General features: G+C 47.0%; 11 protein-coding genes, 1 tRNA gene and 2 rRNA genes. 9 read left to right on the forward strand and 5 right to left on the reverse strand.

Going from position 1 to position 19,093, the window contains the following annotated elements; genetic code table 11:
* Positions 1-60: 60 nt before the first annotated feature.
* Together ONE56_RS12640 and ONE56_RS12645 are read right to left on the reverse strand one after the other, a co-directional pair.
* Positions 61-3,492, reverse strand: coding sequence for a hybrid sensor histidine kinase/response regulator (locus ONE56_RS12640; RefSeq protein ID WP_041154950.1), 3,432 nt, complete (start codon positions 3,490-3,492; stop codon positions 61-63).
* A gap of 111 nt (positions 3,493-3,603) precedes the next feature.
* Positions 3,604-4,794 (reverse strand): 3-phenylpropionate MFS transporter, encoded by a 1,191-nt coding sequence (locus ONE56_RS12645; RefSeq protein WP_423839960.1) that lies wholly within the window; start codon positions 4,792-4,794, stop codon positions 3,604-3,606.
* A 258-nt stretch (positions 4,795-5,052) separates the two neighbouring features.
* Between ONE56_RS12645 and ONE56_RS12650 the strand changes: the two genes are divergently transcribed.
* The 9 genes from ONE56_RS12650 to fis all read left to right on the forward strand — a co-directional run bounded on the left by ONE56_RS12650 (position 5,053) and on the right by fis (position 14,822).
* On the forward strand, positions 5,053-6,879 hold the full coding sequence (locus ONE56_RS12650; protein WP_423839961.1) for a DUF294 nucleotidyltransferase-like domain-containing protein: 1,827 nt from the start codon (positions 5,053-5,055) through the stop codon (positions 6,877-6,879).
* 33 nt (positions 6,880-6,912) lie between these two features.
* Entirely contained in the window at positions 6,913-7,542 is a 630-nt protein-coding gene (locus tag ONE56_RS12655; protein ID WP_041154947.1) for a 3'-5' exonuclease, read from the forward strand.
* 256 nt (positions 7,543-7,798) lie between these two features.
* Positions 7,799-9,748, forward strand: a complete 1,950-nt coding sequence (gene acs, locus ONE56_RS12660) for an acetate--CoA ligase (RefSeq protein WP_423839962.1) — start codon at positions 7,799-7,801, stop codon at positions 9,746-9,748.
* Positions 9,749-10,052: 304 nt separating this feature from the next.
* A complete protein-coding gene (aroQ, locus tag ONE56_RS12665) occupies positions 10,053-10,502 on the forward strand; it encodes a type II 3-dehydroquinate dehydratase (protein ID WP_041154946.1) in 450 nt (149 codons plus the stop codon).
* Between the two features lie 60 nt (positions 10,503-10,562).
* The gene (accB, locus tag ONE56_RS12670; protein ID WP_041154945.1) at positions 10,563-11,021 is read left to right on the forward strand and encodes an acetyl-CoA carboxylase biotin carboxyl carrier protein; all 459 of its coding nucleotides are present in this window, start codon (positions 10,563-10,565) and stop codon (positions 11,019-11,021) included.
* Between the two features lie 14 nt (positions 11,022-11,035).
* Positions 11,036-12,379, forward strand: coding sequence for an acetyl-CoA carboxylase biotin carboxylase subunit (gene accC / locus ONE56_RS12675; RefSeq protein WP_331438794.1), 1,344 nt, complete (start codon positions 11,036-11,038; stop codon positions 12,377-12,379).
* A gap of 128 nt (positions 12,380-12,507) precedes the next feature.
* On the forward strand, positions 12,508-13,395 hold the full coding sequence (gene prmA, locus ONE56_RS12680) for a 50S ribosomal protein L11 methyltransferase (RefSeq protein ID WP_331438795.1): 888 nt from the start codon (positions 12,508-12,510) through the stop codon (positions 13,393-13,395).
* Between the two features lie 138 nt (positions 13,396-13,533).
* The gene (gene dusB, locus ONE56_RS12685) at positions 13,534-14,502 is read left to right on the forward strand and encodes a tRNA dihydrouridine synthase DusB (protein WP_041155025.1); all 969 of its coding nucleotides are present in this window, start codon (positions 13,534-13,536) and stop codon (positions 14,500-14,502) included.
* Positions 14,503-14,525: 23 nt separating this feature from the next.
* On the forward strand, positions 14,526-14,822 hold the full coding sequence (gene fis / locus ONE56_RS12690; RefSeq protein WP_000462885.1) for a DNA-binding transcriptional regulator Fis: 297 nt from the start codon (positions 14,526-14,528) through the stop codon (positions 14,820-14,822).
* 707 nt (positions 14,823-15,529) lie between these two features.
* On the opposite strand, the gene ONE56_RS12695 is transcribed toward fis, so the two are convergent.
* The 3 genes from ONE56_RS12695 to ONE56_RS12705 all read right to left on the reverse strand — a co-directional run bounded on the left by ONE56_RS12695 (position 15,530) and on the right by ONE56_RS12705 (position 18,826).
* Positions 15,530-15,606, reverse strand: a tRNA-Asp gene (locus ONE56_RS12695).
* A 94-nt stretch (positions 15,607-15,700) separates the two neighbouring features.
* A 5S ribosomal RNA gene (gene rrf / locus ONE56_RS12700) occupies positions 15,701-15,816 on the reverse strand.
* Positions 15,817-15,936: 120 nt separating this feature from the next.
* Positions 15,937-18,826: ribosomal RNA gene (locus tag ONE56_RS12705) — 23S ribosomal RNA — on the reverse strand.
* Positions 18,827-19,093: the final 267 nt, after the last annotated feature.

The following is a 19,093-nucleotide window of genomic DNA, read 5'->3' on the forward strand; positions in this document are numbered from 1 at the left end:
GCCCGGCGAGTAAAGAGACCTCGTCGCGGAGGTCTCTTTTGACTCACTAGTAACTGACCGCTACGCAACTCGATTTAACACTGAACGTAACTTCAATGGTTTGACTGGCTTAGCAATAAAGCTAAAGCCGTTTGCTTTAATACCATCCAACATATCGTTGGTGCGGTCTGCACTGATGATCACCCCTTCAAAAGTGTTCCCTAAGCGCAGCCGACACTGCTGCAATACTTCCAAACCAGTGCGTCCATTATCGAGCCGATAATCAGAAAAAATAACATCAGGTACCCAACCATCTTCTAGGGCATGCAGACTTTCCATTAAATCGATGGCCACTCGTGTGTCACACCCCCAGCGAGAGAGTAAATTCTCCATCCCGACCAAGATATCAGGCTCATTATCAACACACAAAATTCTCAAATGGCTTAACTCTGATTGAGTTGGGCTCACAGCCTGAACTGGCCGCGGCTGGACATTCTCGGCTTTATCCAGCGTGATCGAGAACACACTGCCTCGACCCAGCCAAGAACGCATAGAAATCTCATGCTCCAGAACTTGTGCAATCCCTTTGGAAATCGCCAGTCCCAGACCTAAGCCTTGATCCGAGCGTACTTGTGTGCCGCGGTTAAACTCTTCAAAGATCTCCTGCTGCTTATCTTCAGCAATGCCCATGCCGTTATCCCACACATCAATGCGCACCTGTCCTTTCACCCGACGCACACCCAATGCGACTTTGCCCTTCGGGCTGTAACGAAACGCATTGGTGAGAAAGTTTTGCACCACACGACGCAACAGTTTTGGATCCGATTTCACCATAAGCGAAGATGGGATCATGGTGAACTCGATCCCCTGCTGTTTGGCTAACGCGCTGAACTCTGCATTCAGGTTCGCCAACACGTCATTCACCGCAAAACTTTGCACATGTACTTCCAGCTTGCCCGATTCCAAACGGGAAATATCCAGCAAGTCGCCAATCAAATCTTCTGCTGCTCCGAGTGCACTTTCAATGTGCGAGGAGAGCTTTCTCGTTTCACTATCTTTGGCGACTTCAGAAAGAGAGGAGGCAAATAGTCTTGCCGCATTAAGGGGTTGCATTAAGTCATGGCTGACGGCAGCAAGGAAGCGAGATTTGGATTTCGACTCTAGGTCAGAACGCTGCGTCGCGGCGACCAGTTGTTTATTCAGTTGTTCAAGCTCTCGAGTACGCACTCGTACACGCTCTTCCAACGTCTCATTCGCTTCTTTCAGTGCTTGTTCTGCATCGCGGAAAACCGTGATGTCCGTAAAACTCATCACAAAACCACCACCAGGCATTGGGTTACCTTGGACTTCTATGACTCTACCATCAGGGCGTACGCGGGAGGAGGTATGTCGGGTACCTTGCTCTAGGTGATACACACGGCGGCGAACATGGTCTTCCGGATCGCCTGGACCGCATAAACCGCACTCCGCATTGTGCCTGATAACCTCTGCGATGGGCCTTCCTACTTGAATCAGTCCCGGGGGGAACTCAAACAACTCCAGATAACGCTGGTTCCATGCCACCAGCCGCAGCTGTTTGTCCACTACAGCAATACCCTGGCCGATGTGTTCTATCGCCCCCTGCAATAATCCACGGCTGAAATCGTACAGCTCAGAGGCCTCATCCACGATGGTCGCCACCTCTTCTAACTGCATGTTTCTGCCCTGCAAGGCAGAAGTAAGTACTAACTTAGCAGAAGAGGCACCAAACACCCCAGCCAATACTCGTTCGGTATGGCGAATCAATGTTGAAGGGGCTTGCTGGTTGGGCATCAACTCCTCGCGCTGCTGAGACCAATATGCTTGAAAGGCCACTTTGACTCGAGGTCGACCAACAAAGCGTGACGCGAGCATTTCCAACTCAGCAACAGTCACACGGCTTTGGTATAGGCTGATATTTTCACTTTCTGGTAACGGCGTGCCAACGAAAGCGGCAGATTGTAAGCGCTCACTTAGACTTGGTCTCGTCACCAAAGAAACGACAACAAAACAGAGCATATTTACCAACACGCTAAGAATCATGCCCCAGTCTGATATAGAAACATCTAAGTTAGCGATCACTTCAGGAGGGGTGATCATCCAAATCAGCAAGTTATTACTCGCATTACCAGCCAGCAAATCCGTTTGTGTCATCAATGTGATCAACCACAGGGCAAAGCCGACGGCAAGACCAACATACACACCTTTCTTATTCGCTTGACGCCAATACATGCCTCCAATCAAAGCTGGTGCAAATTGCGTGATCGCGGCAAACGAGAGAAAACCGATCGCAGAGAGTGAGTGAATCGAGCCCAAAGCTTGATAAAAGCCCCATGCACCAATCAATAAAATTAGAATCAGCGCACGACGAATCAACACCAACAGTTCAGAAAAATGCTGATGACTACGCTGCGCTAAACGCATACGCCGTAAAATCAGCGGCATCACCAAATCATTCGACACCATAATCGCCAAAGCGATCGTAGAGACGATCACCATACCGCTCGCAGCAGAGGTTCCACCAAGGAAAGCCAGTAAAGCCACCTCACTCGCCCCTACCGACATGGGTAAACTGATCACATAAGTGTCGGGTGAAGTGCCACTCAATAAGCCTTGCCCTACCCACGCAATCGGCAAAACAAAAACGCCCATAAGAACCAAATAAAGTGGGAACAACCAGCGTGCGACATGCAAGTCTTGCGCGCGTTCGTTTTCGACCACCATGGTATGAAATTGACGTGGCAAGCAGACGATAGCCAACATGGTCAATACGGTGTGAATGAGGATGGTGGGAATATTCGGCGCTTGATAAGTCTCCACGGCAATGTCGACCAAACTAAAGCCTTCTGAATTCAGCGCTAGCCAAACAATAAACACCCCTACGACTAAAAACGCGAATAGTTTGACGATCGATTCAAACGCAATCGCCATCATCATTCCACGGTGATGCTCCGTGTTGTCAATGTGCCGTGTACCGAACAGCATGGTAAAAATGGCTAACGCACCGACGACAAACCACGAAACACTGTGATTCTGATAACCGAAGTCTGTCGCTAACGTTGGTGATATCACCTCCAGCCCCATGGTGATACCACGCAATTGCAAAGCGATATAGGGAAGAATACCGACCACTGCGATCAGCGTAACCACCACGGCCAAGCCCTGTGACTTGCCATATCGAGCACCAATAAAGTCGGCAATCGACGTAATATGTTCACGCTTGGCGATTAAGATGAGACGGGCAAGTAAGCGCCAACCAATCGTAAATACAAGAATCGGTGCGATATAGATAGGTAAGAAAGACCAAGGGTTACTACTCGCCTGACCAACAGTGCCGTAGAAGGTCCACGAAGTACAATACACCGCAATGGATAGGCTGTAGATCCACGGTCGCCAACGCGCAAGCCAGCGTTTCTGAATGTCGCCGTACCAAGCGATAATAAATAAAGTCCCCAAGTACGCTAGAGAAACGGGAACCACCAACCATCCTTGCATCCGATATCCTTTCTTACAGAAATAAAAAACCTCTCCATAAGGGAGAGGTTTCATTTAACACTGCTTTTACAATGGAGACAAAGGTTAGTTCTTAACCGTTGTCACAGAAGTTTAATTCTGTGTTTCAAGTGCATTATCAGACAAGTCAACAGCATGGGTAGCTGGCTGTTGTGGTTCCAATTTAATAAATAGGGCGATCAATCCCATTGCCGCCATGGCCCAGAAAACCGCAGCTCCCCAGTGTTCATATCCCCAGCCACTTAGCACCGTCATCAACGCGATAAATGCGCCTAGAGGGATCGCATTGTACAACGCTTGCAATGCCACCATTTTATTCTCTTCGGAGTTTTGAATGTATTGAATCGCGGCAATGTGCGCGGCAGCAAACGTCACCCCATGCAATAACTGCACAATGACTAAAGCAACAATCGAGGTAGTTCCAGCCGTTATCCCCCAGCGCATCATCACACCACAAGCCGCAACAACAAACATGGTACGTAAAGACCATCCGGCAAACAGTCGCTTGCTCATCGCGAATACAGCAACTTCAGCAGCCACCCCTAAGCTCCACAGATAACCGATCACGTCTTCCGAATGGCCTGCCGTCTTCCAGTGAATAGCACTAAAACCGTAGTAGGCCGCATGACTGCCTTGAATCAGTGAAGCTAACACTAAAAATTTGATAACTGGCTTATCGGTTAACAACGTTGATAGTTTTGGTCGTTCTGCATGCTGGCTTCCAAGCGTGACAGGCATTGGGTTAGTATTTCGCATCGCAAACAATAACGAGACCAATATACCTACAATGGCGGTATACAAGATCATATCTGACCCAAACTCAGCCACTAAGTATCCCACCACCGTCGAGCCACCGATGAACGCCAGCGACCCCCATAAACGCGTTCGACCGTAGTCCAGCATTTTAAGGCGGGCGTAGTAATTCGCCATTGCGTCGGACAAGGGCACCACGGGACCACAACACAAATTAAACAGTACTGTTGCTAACGCCATTAACCAAAAATTGCCGCCCGTGAAAAAGTGGAAGCCAACAAAAATAAGGGCAGCAAAGCTTAGCCAACGTAAAGTGGGCATGAGACGTTCAACCCGATGAATTCGGGGCGTAATAACTAAATTCGCGACACAACGCGTCGCCAACCCCAAACCAACCAGTAAACCGATGTCAGTTGGAGAGACACCTTGCTCTTTAAACCACAAAGACCAAAATGGCAGATAAACACCATAAGCAAAAAAGAACCCGAGAAAATACTGGGAAATCCAGCCATACGGAGAAGGTTTCAACATTATTATTATCCTAGTTTAAACACCAACGTTCTATACTCAAGTAACGTGCAGGTGCTTGAGTATACCCGTGGATTATTGATCGCAAAGCGTGGGAGAAAAAGGGAAGAATAAGCAACTTACCGTTTCCTCGATAGAGCGCAAATTCTCACCAAATAACATATTGAGAAAAGAAAGAGGTGCGTTAGACCAAAGTCGTCTGGCTTACGGGAAGAAATTTGTCAGACTTAGAGTGTATTCTTCCCAACATTAGGTGCACACATGCCTGATAAATTTAATATGCAGTCTCCCCCATTCGATCGTCTAACCCATCAACAACAGACTCGACTGCGTTCGTCTCTCGATGTGGCCTATTATCGTGCCAGAGATGTCATTTTATCTAGCGGGCAAACCAATCCTCATTTGCACATCCTGATAAAAGGCGCGGTAGAAGAACGTTCCAAAGACCAAACCGAGGTTTTCGCGCACTACGCTAACGACGATATGTTTGATGTCCGCTCTCAATTTGAAGACAATGTTCGTCACCAATATGTCGCGCTCGAAGACACCCTGTCGTACTTGCTGCCCAAAAACGTGTTTATAGAGCTTTATAACGAGAACGGACAGTTTGCCGCTTACTTTGATAACAACTTATCAAAACGCCAAGCACTGATAGAAGCCGCCCAGCAACAGCAAAACCTAGCCGAGTTTATTCTTACCAAAGTCGATCGCAGTATTTATCACCCTCCGATGATCCTTGCACCGGAAACGCCGATTAATCAAGTCACTCAAACCCTTAAAGAAAACAGTATTGATGCCGCTTTAGTGACAATCCCTCCAAACGACCCAAGGCTAGAACAATGGCCGTCAGCACACCCGTATGCCATTGTTACGCGTACCAACATGCTCCACTCGGTGATGTTAGACGGTTGTGCAGTCACCACACCTGTCGGCGAAATTGCAACCTTCCCGGTTTATCATGTCGATGATGGTGATTTTCTGTTTAATGCCATGATCACCATGACACGTAACCGCATGAAGCGTCTCATGGTATGCGATGGCAACCAAGCTGTCGGCATGTTGGATATGACGCAGATTCTCAGTGCCTTTTCTACGCACTCTCACGTTCTCACACTGAGTATTGCCCGAGCCAGCAGCGTAGAAGAGTTAGTCCTCGCTTCAAATCGACAACGCCAATTGGTAGAAAGCTTGTTAAAAAATGGCATACGGACGCGCTTTATTATGGAACTGATTTCCGCAGTCAACGAACAAATCATTGAAAAGGCCTTTGAGTTAATCGTCCCCCCAGCGCTGCACAAACACTGCTGCTTAATTGTGTTAGGTTCCGAAGGACGTGGCGAACAAATTCTTAAGACCGACCAGGACAACGCGCTGATTTTGGAAAATGGACTGGAATGGCCCCAATGCACTCAGATCATGCAAGCCTTTACTCACACGTTACAGCAATTGGGTTATCCACTCTGCCCGGGTAAAGTCATGGTCAACAACCCGAAATGGGTGAAAACACAGCACAATTGGATAACCACCTTAGATCGCTGGATTGAGAAAGCTCAGCCTGAACAGATCATGGACTTAGCCATATTCAGTGATGCTCACGCTGTGGCTGGCAACCGAGAGTTATTGACCCCCATCACCGAACATCTCAGAGACACGATGAAGGACCGCATGCTGGTATTGTCCGATTTCACTCGTCCTGCTCTTCAGTTCTCTGTCCCCTTAACGCTGTTTGGTAACGTAAAAAGTGCCAAGGATGGGTTAGACATCAAACGAGGAGGCATTTTCCCGATTGTTCATGGTATTCGCACTCTGTCATTAGAGTATGCCATTGAGGAAAAGAACACCTTCGAGCGTATCGAGGCCTTGAGAAACAAACACATTTTAGAGCCAGAAACTGCGGATAACTTAAGCGAAGCGCTCAAACAATTTTTTAAAATTCGTCTCAGTCAACAACTCGGTAAGCAAGAAGCGCTCAACAACATTGACATCAAACAGCTGGATAGAACAGAACGTGACCTACTGCGCCACAGTTTGCATGTTGTGAAGAAGTTTAAACAGTTCCTTGGCTTCCACTATCAAATTCGTGATTAGGCCTGTTGTTCTGCATATATAAGGGATACGAATATGAACTGGCTGCAACGCAGATATTGGCATTATAGGCTGAAAGGCTCTCCCCATCAGTCACTATTTGGTGCGCCTAACAAAACGGAGTTCGTTTCTCTTGACTGTGAAACCACCAGCTTAGATCCCAATCGAGCCGAGTTGGTTACTATCGCAGCGACGAAAATCATCGATAACCGCATTATCACCAGTCAACCATTCGAAGTTCGTTTACGTGCGCCTCAGTCTCTCGATTCTGGCTCGGTGAAAATCCATCGAATTCGCCACCAAGATTTAGCCGATGGCATCAGTGAAAAAGAAGCCCTATTAAAATTATTAGACTTCATTGGAAACCGCCCGTTAGTGGGATATCACATTCGCTATGATAAAAAAATATTAGATTTGGCCTGTCAGCGACAATTGGGCTTTCCACTGCCGAACTCGCTGATTGAAGTCAGCCAGATCTATCATGATAAGCTGGAAAGGCACTTACCCAATGCCTATTTCGACTTAAGCTTGGATGCAATTTGTAAACACCTAGAGCTCCCCATTCAGGATAAGCACGACGCGTTGCAAGATGCCATTTCTGCGGCATTGGTTTTTGTCCGTCTTACCAAAGGTGACTTACCCAATATCACCGCACCTTATCGCTAACAAGTATTGATATAGCTCTCATAATATCGCTTGTTTGAGAGATTTTCCTGCGTACTCGTCACTCTCATCCTAAAGTCTAATTGTAGAAATACGCGCCGTGACTAACAGTTATACGCACAGCGTCGCTATTAAGACGATGACCAAATTTGAAAGTAATAAACAGCCCTACAAATATAAAGAATCAACATATTGCGTAGCCCAACATGTTACGTAGTTTGATGTAAGGCCGAGAATGAAAGGCACAAGGAGAGAAGCCATGAGCGAAGCCCACGTTTATCCGGTAAAAGAAAACATTAAAACTCATACACACGCGGATAATGATACCTACTTAGCCATGTATCAGCAGTCGGTGAACGATCCAGAAGGCTTTTGGAGCGAACATGGCAAAATTGTTGATTGGATTAAACCTTTCACCAAAGTTAAGAGCACGTCTTTCGACACAGGCCATGTCGACATTCGCTGGTTTGAAGACGGCACACTCAATGTCTCTGCCAACTGTATTGACCGCCATCTAGCAGAGCACGGTGACGATGTAGCCATCATATGGGAAGGCGATGACCCAACAGATGATAAAACACTAACCTTCAATGAACTGCACAAAGAAGTGTGTAAATTCTCCAACGCGCTTAAAGAACAAGGGGTGCGTAAAGGTGATGTGGTATGTCTATACATGCCAATGGTCCCGGAAGCGGCTATCGCAATGCTCGCATGTACGCGCATTGGTGCGGTTCATACCGTCGTGTTTGGTGGCTTCTCACCTGAGGCGCTATCTGGCCGAATTATCGATTCAGATGCAAAAGTGGTCATCACTGCCGATGAAGGGGTTCGTGGTGGGCGTGCAGTACCATTGAAAAAGAACGTTGACGAGGCCCTGACTAACCCTGATGTAAAAACCATCAGCAAAGTGATCGTTCTGAAGCGTACCGGTGGTGATGTAGAATGGCATGATCATCGTGATGTTTGGTGGCATGAAGCAACATCAAAAGTATCTGATGTTTGCCCGCCAGAAGCGATGAACGCAGAAGATCCGCTCTTCATTCTCTACACGTCAGGCTCAACCGGTAAACCTAAAGGCGTATTACATACAACAGGTGGCTACTTGGTTTATGCGGCCATGACGTTCAAATACGTTTTTGACTACCAACCAGGTGAAACCTTCTGGTGTACAGCAGATGTAGGCTGGATTACCGGTCACACATACCTTGTCTATGGTCCACTGGCGAATGGTGCGAAAACCATCTTGTTCGAAGGGGTGCCAAACTATCCAAATACAAGCCGCATGAGTGAAGTTGTTGACAAGCATCAGGTGAATATTCTCTACACGGCACCAACTGCAATTCGCGCACTGATGGCGAAAGGGGATGAAGCAGTAGACGGCACGACTCGTGACAGTCTGCGTATCATGGGTTCTGTCGGTGAGCCAATCAACCCTGAAGCATGGGAGTGGTACTACAAAACTATCGGTAATGAAAAATCACCAATTGTTGATACTTGGTGGCAAACGGAAACAGGTGGCATCCTAATCACACCATTGCCAGGAGCCACTGATCTTAAACCGGGCTCTGCGACTCGCCCATTCTTCGGTGTACAACCAGCACTGGTTGATAACATTGGGAATGTGATTGAAGGTGCGAGCGAAGGCAACTTAGTGATTCTCGATTCATGGCCTGGTCAAATGCGTACGGTCTACGGTGACCATGAACGCTTTGAACAAACCTACTTCTCCACATTCAAAGGCATGTACTTTACAGGTGATGGTGCTCGACGTGATGAAGATGGTTACTATTGGATTACAGGTCGTGTGGATGATGTACTGAACGTCTCAGGCCACCGAATGGGTACAGCGGAGATCGAATCCGCACTTGTTGCACACCATAAAATTGCTGAGGCCGCGATCGTGGGTATTCCACATGACATTAAAGGTCAGGCGATCTACGCTTACATCACGTTGAATGATGGTGAATTTCCATCAGCAGAGTTACACAAGGAAGTAAAAGATTGGGTTAGGAAGGAAATCGGTCCAATCGCAACACCAGATGTGCTGCATTGGACAGACTCATTACCGAAGACACGTTCAGGCAAAATTATGCGTCGTATCTTGCGCAAGATTGCCACCGGAGATACCAGTAATCTAGGCGATACTTCCACCCTGGCAGATCCAAGCGTAGTGGACAAGCTTATCGCGGAGAAGGCTGAACTCGTATAAGTTGCAACTTCGTTTCAAGCTCTTCATTTCAAAACCGCCAATCTACATGGCGGTTTTTTAACTTTTGCGACAAAATACCCTCAAAAGGTGAATGGCAATTATGTTATTTTTGTTAACCCGGTTACAGAAATCAGGTAGCACATTAGGAGATTAGACCAGTAAATTGCTGCTAATTGCTATGAATTAGCTATAATCTTGGTCGATTTCTTAAAATTTGCTCGGTTTTAACAAAAAAATCGTGCTGAATTATCGTATATATAGGAACATAAGCGTTCCACTCACGATAAGGGAAGATAGCCACACAATGTCAGCAAAATCACGAATTCTTGTTCTAAATGGACCAAATATCAACCTGTTAGGTCTCCGAGAACCAACACATTACGGTACAAGTACTTTAGCACAAATCGTTGATACCTTAACTGAACAAGCTCATCAGGCAGGTATAGAGCTCGATCATCTACAATCAAATCGTGAATACGAACTGATTGAAGCCATTCATGCCTCCTATGATAACGTTGATTTCATCATCATTAATCCAGCAGCTTTCACTCATACGAGTGTCGCACTGAGAGATGCATTACTTGGCGTGGCTATACCATTTATCGAAGTACACCTTTCAAACGTGCATGCACGTGAGCCGTTTCGCCATCATTCTTATCTGTCTGATAAAGCAGAAGGCGTAATTTGCGGCTTAGGCGCGCAAGGTTATGAATTCGCTTTGTCTGCAGCGATAGCTAAGCTGCAATCAAAGTAACCCTGACACTCTGCAACCTGAAAAGGTTGTCTTAATCACAAGATAAAAGAGAAAGTAAACATGGATATTCGTAAAATAAAGAAGCTAATTGAGTTAGTTGAAGAGTCTGGCATCGCTGAGCTAGAGATTTCTGAAGGTGAAGAATCTGTGCGCATCAGTCGTCATGGTGCACCAGCGCCAGCGCCTATGCATTACGCAGCTGCGCCAGTAGCAGCGCCTGCAGCAGCACCGGCACCTGTAGCAGAAGCACCAACTACAACGGAGGCACCAGCAGCAGCTCCAGCTGGTCACCAAGTTCTTTCTCCAATGGTCGGTACTTTCTATCGCTCTCCAAGTCCTGACGCCGGTGCATTTATAGAAGTTGGTCAGCAAGTTAGCGAAGGCGATACACTGTGTATCGTTGAAGCAATGAAAATGATGAACCAAATTGAAGCGGACAAATCTGGCGTTGTAAAAGCAATTCTTGCTGAAGACGGACAACCAGTTGAATTCGACCAACCTCTTGTTGTAATCGAATAAGCGGGGCTTGCCTTATGCTAGATAAAGTAGTCATCGCGAACCGAGGTGAAATTGCACTTCGTATACTTCGCGCTTGTAAAGAGTTAGGTATTAAGACCGTTGCTGTTCACTCAACAGCTGACCGTGATCTTAAGCACGTGCTACTCGCAGACGAAACCGTATGTATCGGTCCTGCTCGTGGTATCGACAGCTACCTAAATATTCCACGTATTATCTCTGCGGCAGAAGTCACAGGGGCAGTGGCAATCCACCCAGGTTACGGCTTCTTGTCTGAAAACGCAGATTTTGCAGAACAAGTTGAGCGCAGTGGCTTCATCTTTGTTGGACCAAAAGCAGAAACTATCCGCTTGATGGGTGACAAAGTGTCAGCGATAAACGCAATGAAAAAAGCGGGCGTTCCTTGTGTACCAGGTTCTGACGGCCCACTAGACAATGATGAAGAGAAAAACAAAGCGTTTGCTAAACGCATTGGTTACCCAGTCATCATCAAAGCGTCAGGCGGTGGCGGCGGTCGTGGTATGCGTGTTGTACGTTCTGAAAAAGAGCTAGTACAAGCTATTGCTATGACACGTGCAGAAGCAAAAGCAGCGTTTAACAACGATATGGTTTACATGGAAAAATTCCTAGAAAACCCTCGTCACGTTGAAGTTCAGGTCATTGCTGACGGCCAAGGTGGTGCTATCCACCTTGGCGAGCGTGACTGTTCAATGCAGCGTCGCCATCAGAAAGTTGTGGAAGAAGCGCCGGCACCAGGTATTACCGAAGAAATGCGTAAGTACATCGGTGAGCGTTGTACTCGTGCATGTATCGAAATCGGTTACCGCGGCGCAGGTACGTTCGAATTCCTATACGAAAACGGTGAGTTCTACTTCATCGAAATGAACACTCGTATTCAGGTAGAGCACCCAGTAACAGAAATGGTAACGGGTATCGACCTAATCAAAGAGCAGTTACGTGTTGCTGCAGGCCAGCCTCTGTCATTCACTCAGGATGACATTAAGATCCGCGGCCATGCAATTGAGTGTCGTATCAACGCAGAAGATCCAGAACGCTTCCTACCATCACCAGGTAAGATTGAACGCTTCCACTCTCCGGGTGGCATGGGCGTACGTTGGGAATCGCACATCTACACGGGTTACTCAGTACCTCCTCATTACGATTCAATGATTGGTAAGCTGATCACTTACGGTGAGAACCGTGATGTAGCGATTGCGCGAATGAAAAACGCACTTGGTGAGATGATCATCGAAGGCATTAAAACTAACGTGCCACTACAAGTGGCAATCATGAATGATGAGAACTTCCAGCACGGCGGTGCCAACATTCATTACCTAGAGAAGAAACTAGGCCTACAATAAGCCTTGTTAAACTTCTGACAAATGCCCACATCTGTGGGCATTTTTGTTTTGTATAGTATCTATACTCAAACAAATCGCAGAGTTCTGGTAAACTCTGCGCCACTTAATCTACTGTAAGAGCCAAACCAATGCCTTGGATTCAAATCAAACTCAACGCGACGAATGAAAACGCTGAGCAAATCGGTGACATGCTAATGGAAGAAACGGGTGCCCTATCAGTAACGTTTCTAGACGCACAGGATACACCTGTATTCGAACCATTACCTGGCGAGACCCGCTTATGGGGTGATACTGACATCCTGGCACTCTATGATGCAGAAGCGGATACAAGCTTTATCATCAGCCACATTCAAGCGAGCAACATGCTTACAAAAGATTTTGCTTATAAGGTAGAGCAACTGGAAGACAAAGACTGGGAACGCGAATGGATGGAAAACTTCCACCCAATGAAGTTTGGCCAGCGTTTGTGGATTTGCCCGAGTTGGCGTGAAGTTCCAGAACCAGAAGCGGTGAACGTCATGCTAGATCCCGGCCTTGCGTTTGGTACAGGCACCCATCCAACCACCGCTCTTTGTCTTGAGTGGTTAGAAGGTCTTGACCTCTCCGGTAAAACCGTTATCGACTTTGGTTGTGGTTCAGGAATTCTAGCCATCGCAGCAATTAAGCTCGGTGCTGAAAAGGTGATTGGGATCGATATTGATCCGCAAGCTTTACAAGCCTCTCGTGATAACGCGGAACGAAATGGTGTCGCTGATCAATTACACGTCTATCTCCCTCAAAATCAGCCACAAGGCCTTAGCGCAGATGTCGTTGTCGCAAACATCCTTGCAGGTCCATTGCGCGAATTGGCCGCTGTCATCAAGAGCCTGGTCAAACCCAACGGTCATCTTGCCATGTCTGGTGTTTTAGATACCCAAGCAGAAGACGTCGCGAATTACTATCGTGATCAGTTGCACATCGATCCTATCGTTGAGCAAAACGAATGGTGCCGCATATCTGGCCGCAAGCAAGGCTAAATAAGGTTTTTTATACTAATTGTTTGAAAATTATACAATTTACAAAAACATTTTGTAAATGCTCAAATATTAGTCTTTTCACGCAGTGAAAAAATGCGTAAAATGCGCGCCCTTGCTAGTACAGAACTGTGTGACGTTTTGAAAATCGGAAACTACCAACTTAAGAACAATCTAATCGTAGCCCCAATGGCTGGTGTAACGGATAGACCGTTCCGTGAGTTATGTCTTCGTTATGGTGCTGGAATGGCTGTCAGCGAAATGATGTCCGCTAATCCAAAACTATGGAAAACGTCAAAGTCGAAACAACGTATGGTACATGAAGGCGAATCGGGCGTTCGCTCAGTACAAATTGCAGGTTCCGATCCACAGCTTATGGCGGATGCAGCTCAATTCAGTGTTGAAAACGGTGCGCAAATCATCGATATCAACATGGGTTGCCCGGCAAAGAAAGTGAATAAAAAGCTAGCGGGCTCTGCACTGCTTCAATACCCAAATCTTATCGAAGAGATATTAAAAGCGGTAGTGAACTCAGTGAACGTTCCTGTAACGTTAAAGACCCGCACTGGCTGGGATACAGCAAACAAGAACTGTGTCCAAATCGCTAAATTAGCCGAAGACTGCGGCGTACAAGCTCTTGCTCTGCATGGCAGAACAAAGGCATGTATGTACAAAGGTGAGGCCGAATACGACAGCATTAAAGCGGCAAAAGAGGCCATATCAATTCCGGTTATCGCGAACGGTGATATCGATAGTCCGGAGAAGGCCAAGTTTGTACTGGAGTATACCGGTGCGGACGCTTTAATGATTGGACGTCCTGCCCAAGGCCGTCCTTGGATTTTCCAAGAAATCCATCACTATTTGGAAAACGGCACCACAATGGATGAGCTTCCTCCAGAGGAGGTGAAAACCATTATGCTTGGTCATGTAAATGCTCTACATGAATTTTATGGAGAGTACTTAGGTCCACGTATCGTGCGAAAGCACGTAGGTTGGTACCTCAAAGAACATGAGCAAGCAAGTGAGTTTCGCCGTACCTTCAACGCTATCGATGTAGCAACGCTGCAAATCGAAGCGCTAGAAGGTTATTTTGATAACGTTGCATCATAATTAAGAGAAGAGCTAGACCGAATATGTTCGAACAAAATCTGACTTCAGAAGCATTAACAGTAACTACAGTAACGTCACAAGACCAGATTACTCAGAAGCCTTTACGTGACTCTGTTAAAGCATCTCTTAAAAACTACCTTGCTCAACTAAATGGCCAGGAAGTAACAGAACTATACGAATTAGTTCTAGCTGAAGTAGAACAGCCACTACTAGATACAATCATGCAGTACACTCGCGGCAATCAAACACGTGCAGCGACTATGATGGGTATCAACCGCGGTACTCTTCGCAAGAAACTAAAAAAATACGGCATGAACTAAGACCGGATTTTTAAAGTATTAGAATTAGCCGTTACTTATTTATGTAAGTAGCGGCTTTTCTTTATCGGCTGTCTCATATTGAAAGTGTTCACATGTTGAGGACGAGAGTGACAAATCACTTATAAGTAGTGATAGCCACCTTATTAACGATGAAACCCACCTAAAAAGACCATCAAGCGACTTTGTATAACAAGAGATACATACCCTAAAGTTATTCGCTTATCGAGCCACGTGAGCCTTACACCCCCCTATAAATTCAGGTCTGTTACCTACCTTCAACTATCCCAAGACATTTCCCTTTGTCACTGTAATTGCCGCCGGATAAAGTTTATTAAAATTTGGTGCAAATAAAGCGTCATATATCCTTATGTATCATCTTCCATAAATGGTAAAGAGGGGGGCTTCAAAGAAAGATAATAAATAACCATGTCGTATTGAGTGCTATAGATCTCAATGGAGGACATATAGCGATCTCGCGCAAGAGTTATAGAAAAATAACTCATTGATTCGATTTGTGTTCAAGTGGAGTGGCACACGAGCAAGAAGCATTAAACTGTAGGGGACAACACGTAAAAGTGCCCTATCGCTCCGTATAAGTGTTGGAGTGGCTGGGGTTGCACACAACCGGGACTCATTCGTCCAAAGGACGAAACATGCTCACATGAACGCAAAAAAGCCCCAGTCTTTCGACTGAGGCTTCGTATAAGTGGCGGAGTGGACGGGACTCGAACCCGCGACCCCCGGCGTGACAGGCCGGTATTCTAACCAACTGAACTACCACTCCGCAGTGGTATTTTTTACTAAATAAAGTCTTATGGTTAGCTCGCTTTATTTAGTTTTGCCTTTAGATTTTTCAAAATCTAAAAACAAGGAAGCAAGCCTGGCGATGTCCTACTCTCACATGGGGAAACCCCACACTACCATCGGCGCTATTTTGTTTCACTTCTGAGTTCGGAATGGAGTCAGGTGGGTCCAAAACGCTATGGTCGCCAAGCAAATTCGGTTTAAACTCGCTGCTTAAGCAAGTTTAATAATCTGGAAAGCTGTTTGTATTTCTCGTTATCACACATTCAATGTTCTTTCATTGAGCCCATCAAAACCCCTTGGGTGTTGTATGGTTAAGCCTCACGGGCAATTAGTATCAGTTAGCTCAACGCCTCACAACGCTTACACACCTGACCTATCAACGTCGTAGTCTACGACAACCCTTTAGGATACTTAAAGTATCAGGGAGAACTCATCTCAAGGCTCGCTTCCCGCTTAGATGCTTTCAGCGGTTATCAATTCCGAACTTAGCTACCGGGCAATGCGTCTGGCGACACAACCCGAACACCAGAGGTTCGTCCACTCCGGTCCTCTCGTACTAGGAGCAGCCCCTTTCAATTCTCCAACGCCCACGGCAGATAGGGACCGAACTGTCTCACGACGTTCTAAACCCAGCTCGCGTACCACTTTAAATGGCGAACAGCCATACCCTTGGGACCGACTTCAGCCCCAGGATGTGATGAGCCGACATCGAGGTGCCAAACACCGCCGTCGATATGAACTCTTGGGCGGTATCAGCCTGTTATCCCCGGAGTACCTTTTATCCGTTGAGCGATGGCCCTTCCATTCAGAACCACCGGATCACTATGACCTGCTTTCGCACCTGCTCGAATTGTCATTCTCGCAGTCAAGCGGGCTTATGCCATTGCACTAACCTCACGATGTCCAACCGTGATTAGCCCACCTTCGTGCTCCTCCGTTACTCTTTGGGAGGAGACCGCCCCAGTCAAACTACCCACCAGGCACTGTCCTCATCCCCGATGAGGGGACCAAGTTAGAACATCAACACTACAAGGGTGGTATTTCAAGGTCGGCTCCACCAACACTGGCGTGCTGGTTTCAAAGCCTCCCACCTATCCTACACATGTAGGGTCAATGTTCAGTGCCAAGCTGTAGTAAAGGTTCACGGGGTCTTTCCGTCTAGCCGCGGGTACACTGCATCTTCACAGCGATTTCAATTTCACTGAGTCTCGGGTGGAGACAGCGTGGCCATCATTACGCCATTCGTGCAGGTCGGAACTTACCCGACAAGGAATTTCGCTACCTTAGGACCGTTATAGTTACGGCCGCCGTTTACCGGGGCTTCGATCAAGAGCTTCGACCGAAGTCTAACCCCATCAATTAACCTTCCGGCACCGGGCAGGCGTCACACCGTATACGTCATCTTACGATTTTGCACAGTGCTGTGTTTTTAATAAACAGTTGCAGCCACCTGGTATCTGCGACTCCTAGTAGCTCCATCCGCAAGGGACTTCACCGCCAGGAGCGTACCTTCTCCCGAAGTTACGGTACCATTTTGCCTAGTTCCTTCACCCGAGTTCTCTCAAGCGCCTTGGTATTCTCTACCCGACCACCTGTGTCGGTTTGGGGTACGATTCCAACTTATCTGAAGCTTAGAGGCTTTTCCTGGAAGCATGGCATCAATGACTTCACATCCGTAGATGCTCGACGTCGTGTCTCAGCCTTAGAAAGAGCCGGATTTACCTAACTCTTAAGCCTACGCACTTGAACCTGGACAACCGTCGCCAGGCCCACCTAGCCTTCTCCGTCCCCCCATCGCAATAAGTTGAAGTACGGGAATATTAACCCGTTTCCCATCGACTACGCCTTTCGGCCTCGCCTTAGGGGTCGACTTACCCTGCCCCGATTAACGTTGGACAGGAACCCTTGGTCTTCCGGCGAGGGGGTTTTTCACCCCCTTTATCGTTACTCATGTCAGCATTCGCACTTCTGATACGTCCAGCATGCGTTACCACACACCTTCAACCGCTTACAGAACGCTCCCCTACCCAATGTGCAAAAGCACATTGCCGCAGCTTCGGTTTACTACTTAGCCCCGTTACATCTTCCGCGCAGGCCGACTCGACCAGTGAGCTATTACGCTTTCTTTAAATGATGGCTGCTTCTAAGCCAACATCCTGGCTGTCTGAGCCTTCCCACATCGTTTCCCACTTAGTAGTAATTTGGGACCTTAGCTGGCGGTCTGGGTTGTTTCCCTCTCCACGACGGACGTTAGCACCCGCCGTGTGTCTCCCGGATAGTACTTACTGGTATTCGGAGTTTGCAAAGGGTTGGTAAGTCGGGATGACCCCCTAGCCTTAACAGTGCTCTACCCCCAGTAGTATTCGTCCGAGGCGCTACCTAAATAGCTTTCGGGGAGAACCAGCTATCTCCAGGTTTGATTGGCCTTTCACCCCTAGCCACAAGTCATCCGCTAATTTTTCAACATTAGTCGGTTCGGTCCTCCAGTTGATGTTACTCAACCTTCAACCTGCCCATGGCTAGATCACCTGGTTTCGGGTCTATATCCAGAGACTGAACGCCCAGTTAAGACTCGGTTTCCCTACGGCTCCCCTAGATGGTTAACCTTGCCACTGAATATAAGTCGCTGACCCATTATACAAAAGGTACGCAGTCACACCACGAAGGTGCTCCTACTGCTTGTACGTACACGGTTTCAGGTTCTATTTCACTCCCCTCACAGGGGTTCTTTTCGCCTTTCCCTCACGGTACTGGTTCACTATCGGTCAGTCAGTAGTATTTAGCCTTGGAGGATGGTCCCCCCATATTCAGACAGGATATCACGTGTCCCGCCCTACTCGATTTCACTGAATGTGCGTTGTCAACTACGGGGCTATCACCCTGTATCGCCGGACTTTCCAGACCGTTCGTCTAACGCATATAAAGCTTAAGGGCTAGTCCAATTTCGCTCGCCGCTACTTTCGGAATCTCGGTTGATTTCTTTTCCTCGGGGTACTTAGATGTTTCAGTTCCCCCGGTTCGCCTCGTTATGCTATGTATTCACATAACGATACTTACTTATGTAAGTGGGTTTCCCCATTCGGAAATCCCAGACTCAAGTGGCTTTTACTGCCTAATCTGGGCTTATCGCAAGTTAATACGTCCTTCATCGCCTCTGACTGCCAAGGCATCCACCGTGTACGCTTAGTCACTTAACCATACAACCCGAAGAAGTTTCGAATTGACGTTAAACAACCAAAGTTGTCTCTCATTATTTGAATGAGCGAGAGACAGTTCGATTTTGCCGGACTCAAATATGAACAACATCTAAATATGTTGTTCCCAAGAACACTTGAATGTGTTTTTAGTTGTATTCCCTTAGGAATACTTTGAGAACTTTACAAACAACAATAAATTGTTGTTTTGTCAGCTTTCCAAATTGTTAAAGAGCGAGATTTTCTGATGAAAACCATTTTTAAAAGCAC

It is taken from the genome of Vibrio mytili, from assembly GCF_049563345.1.
GTDB lineage: Bacteria > Pseudomonadota > Gammaproteobacteria > Enterobacterales > Vibrionaceae > Vibrio > Vibrio mytili.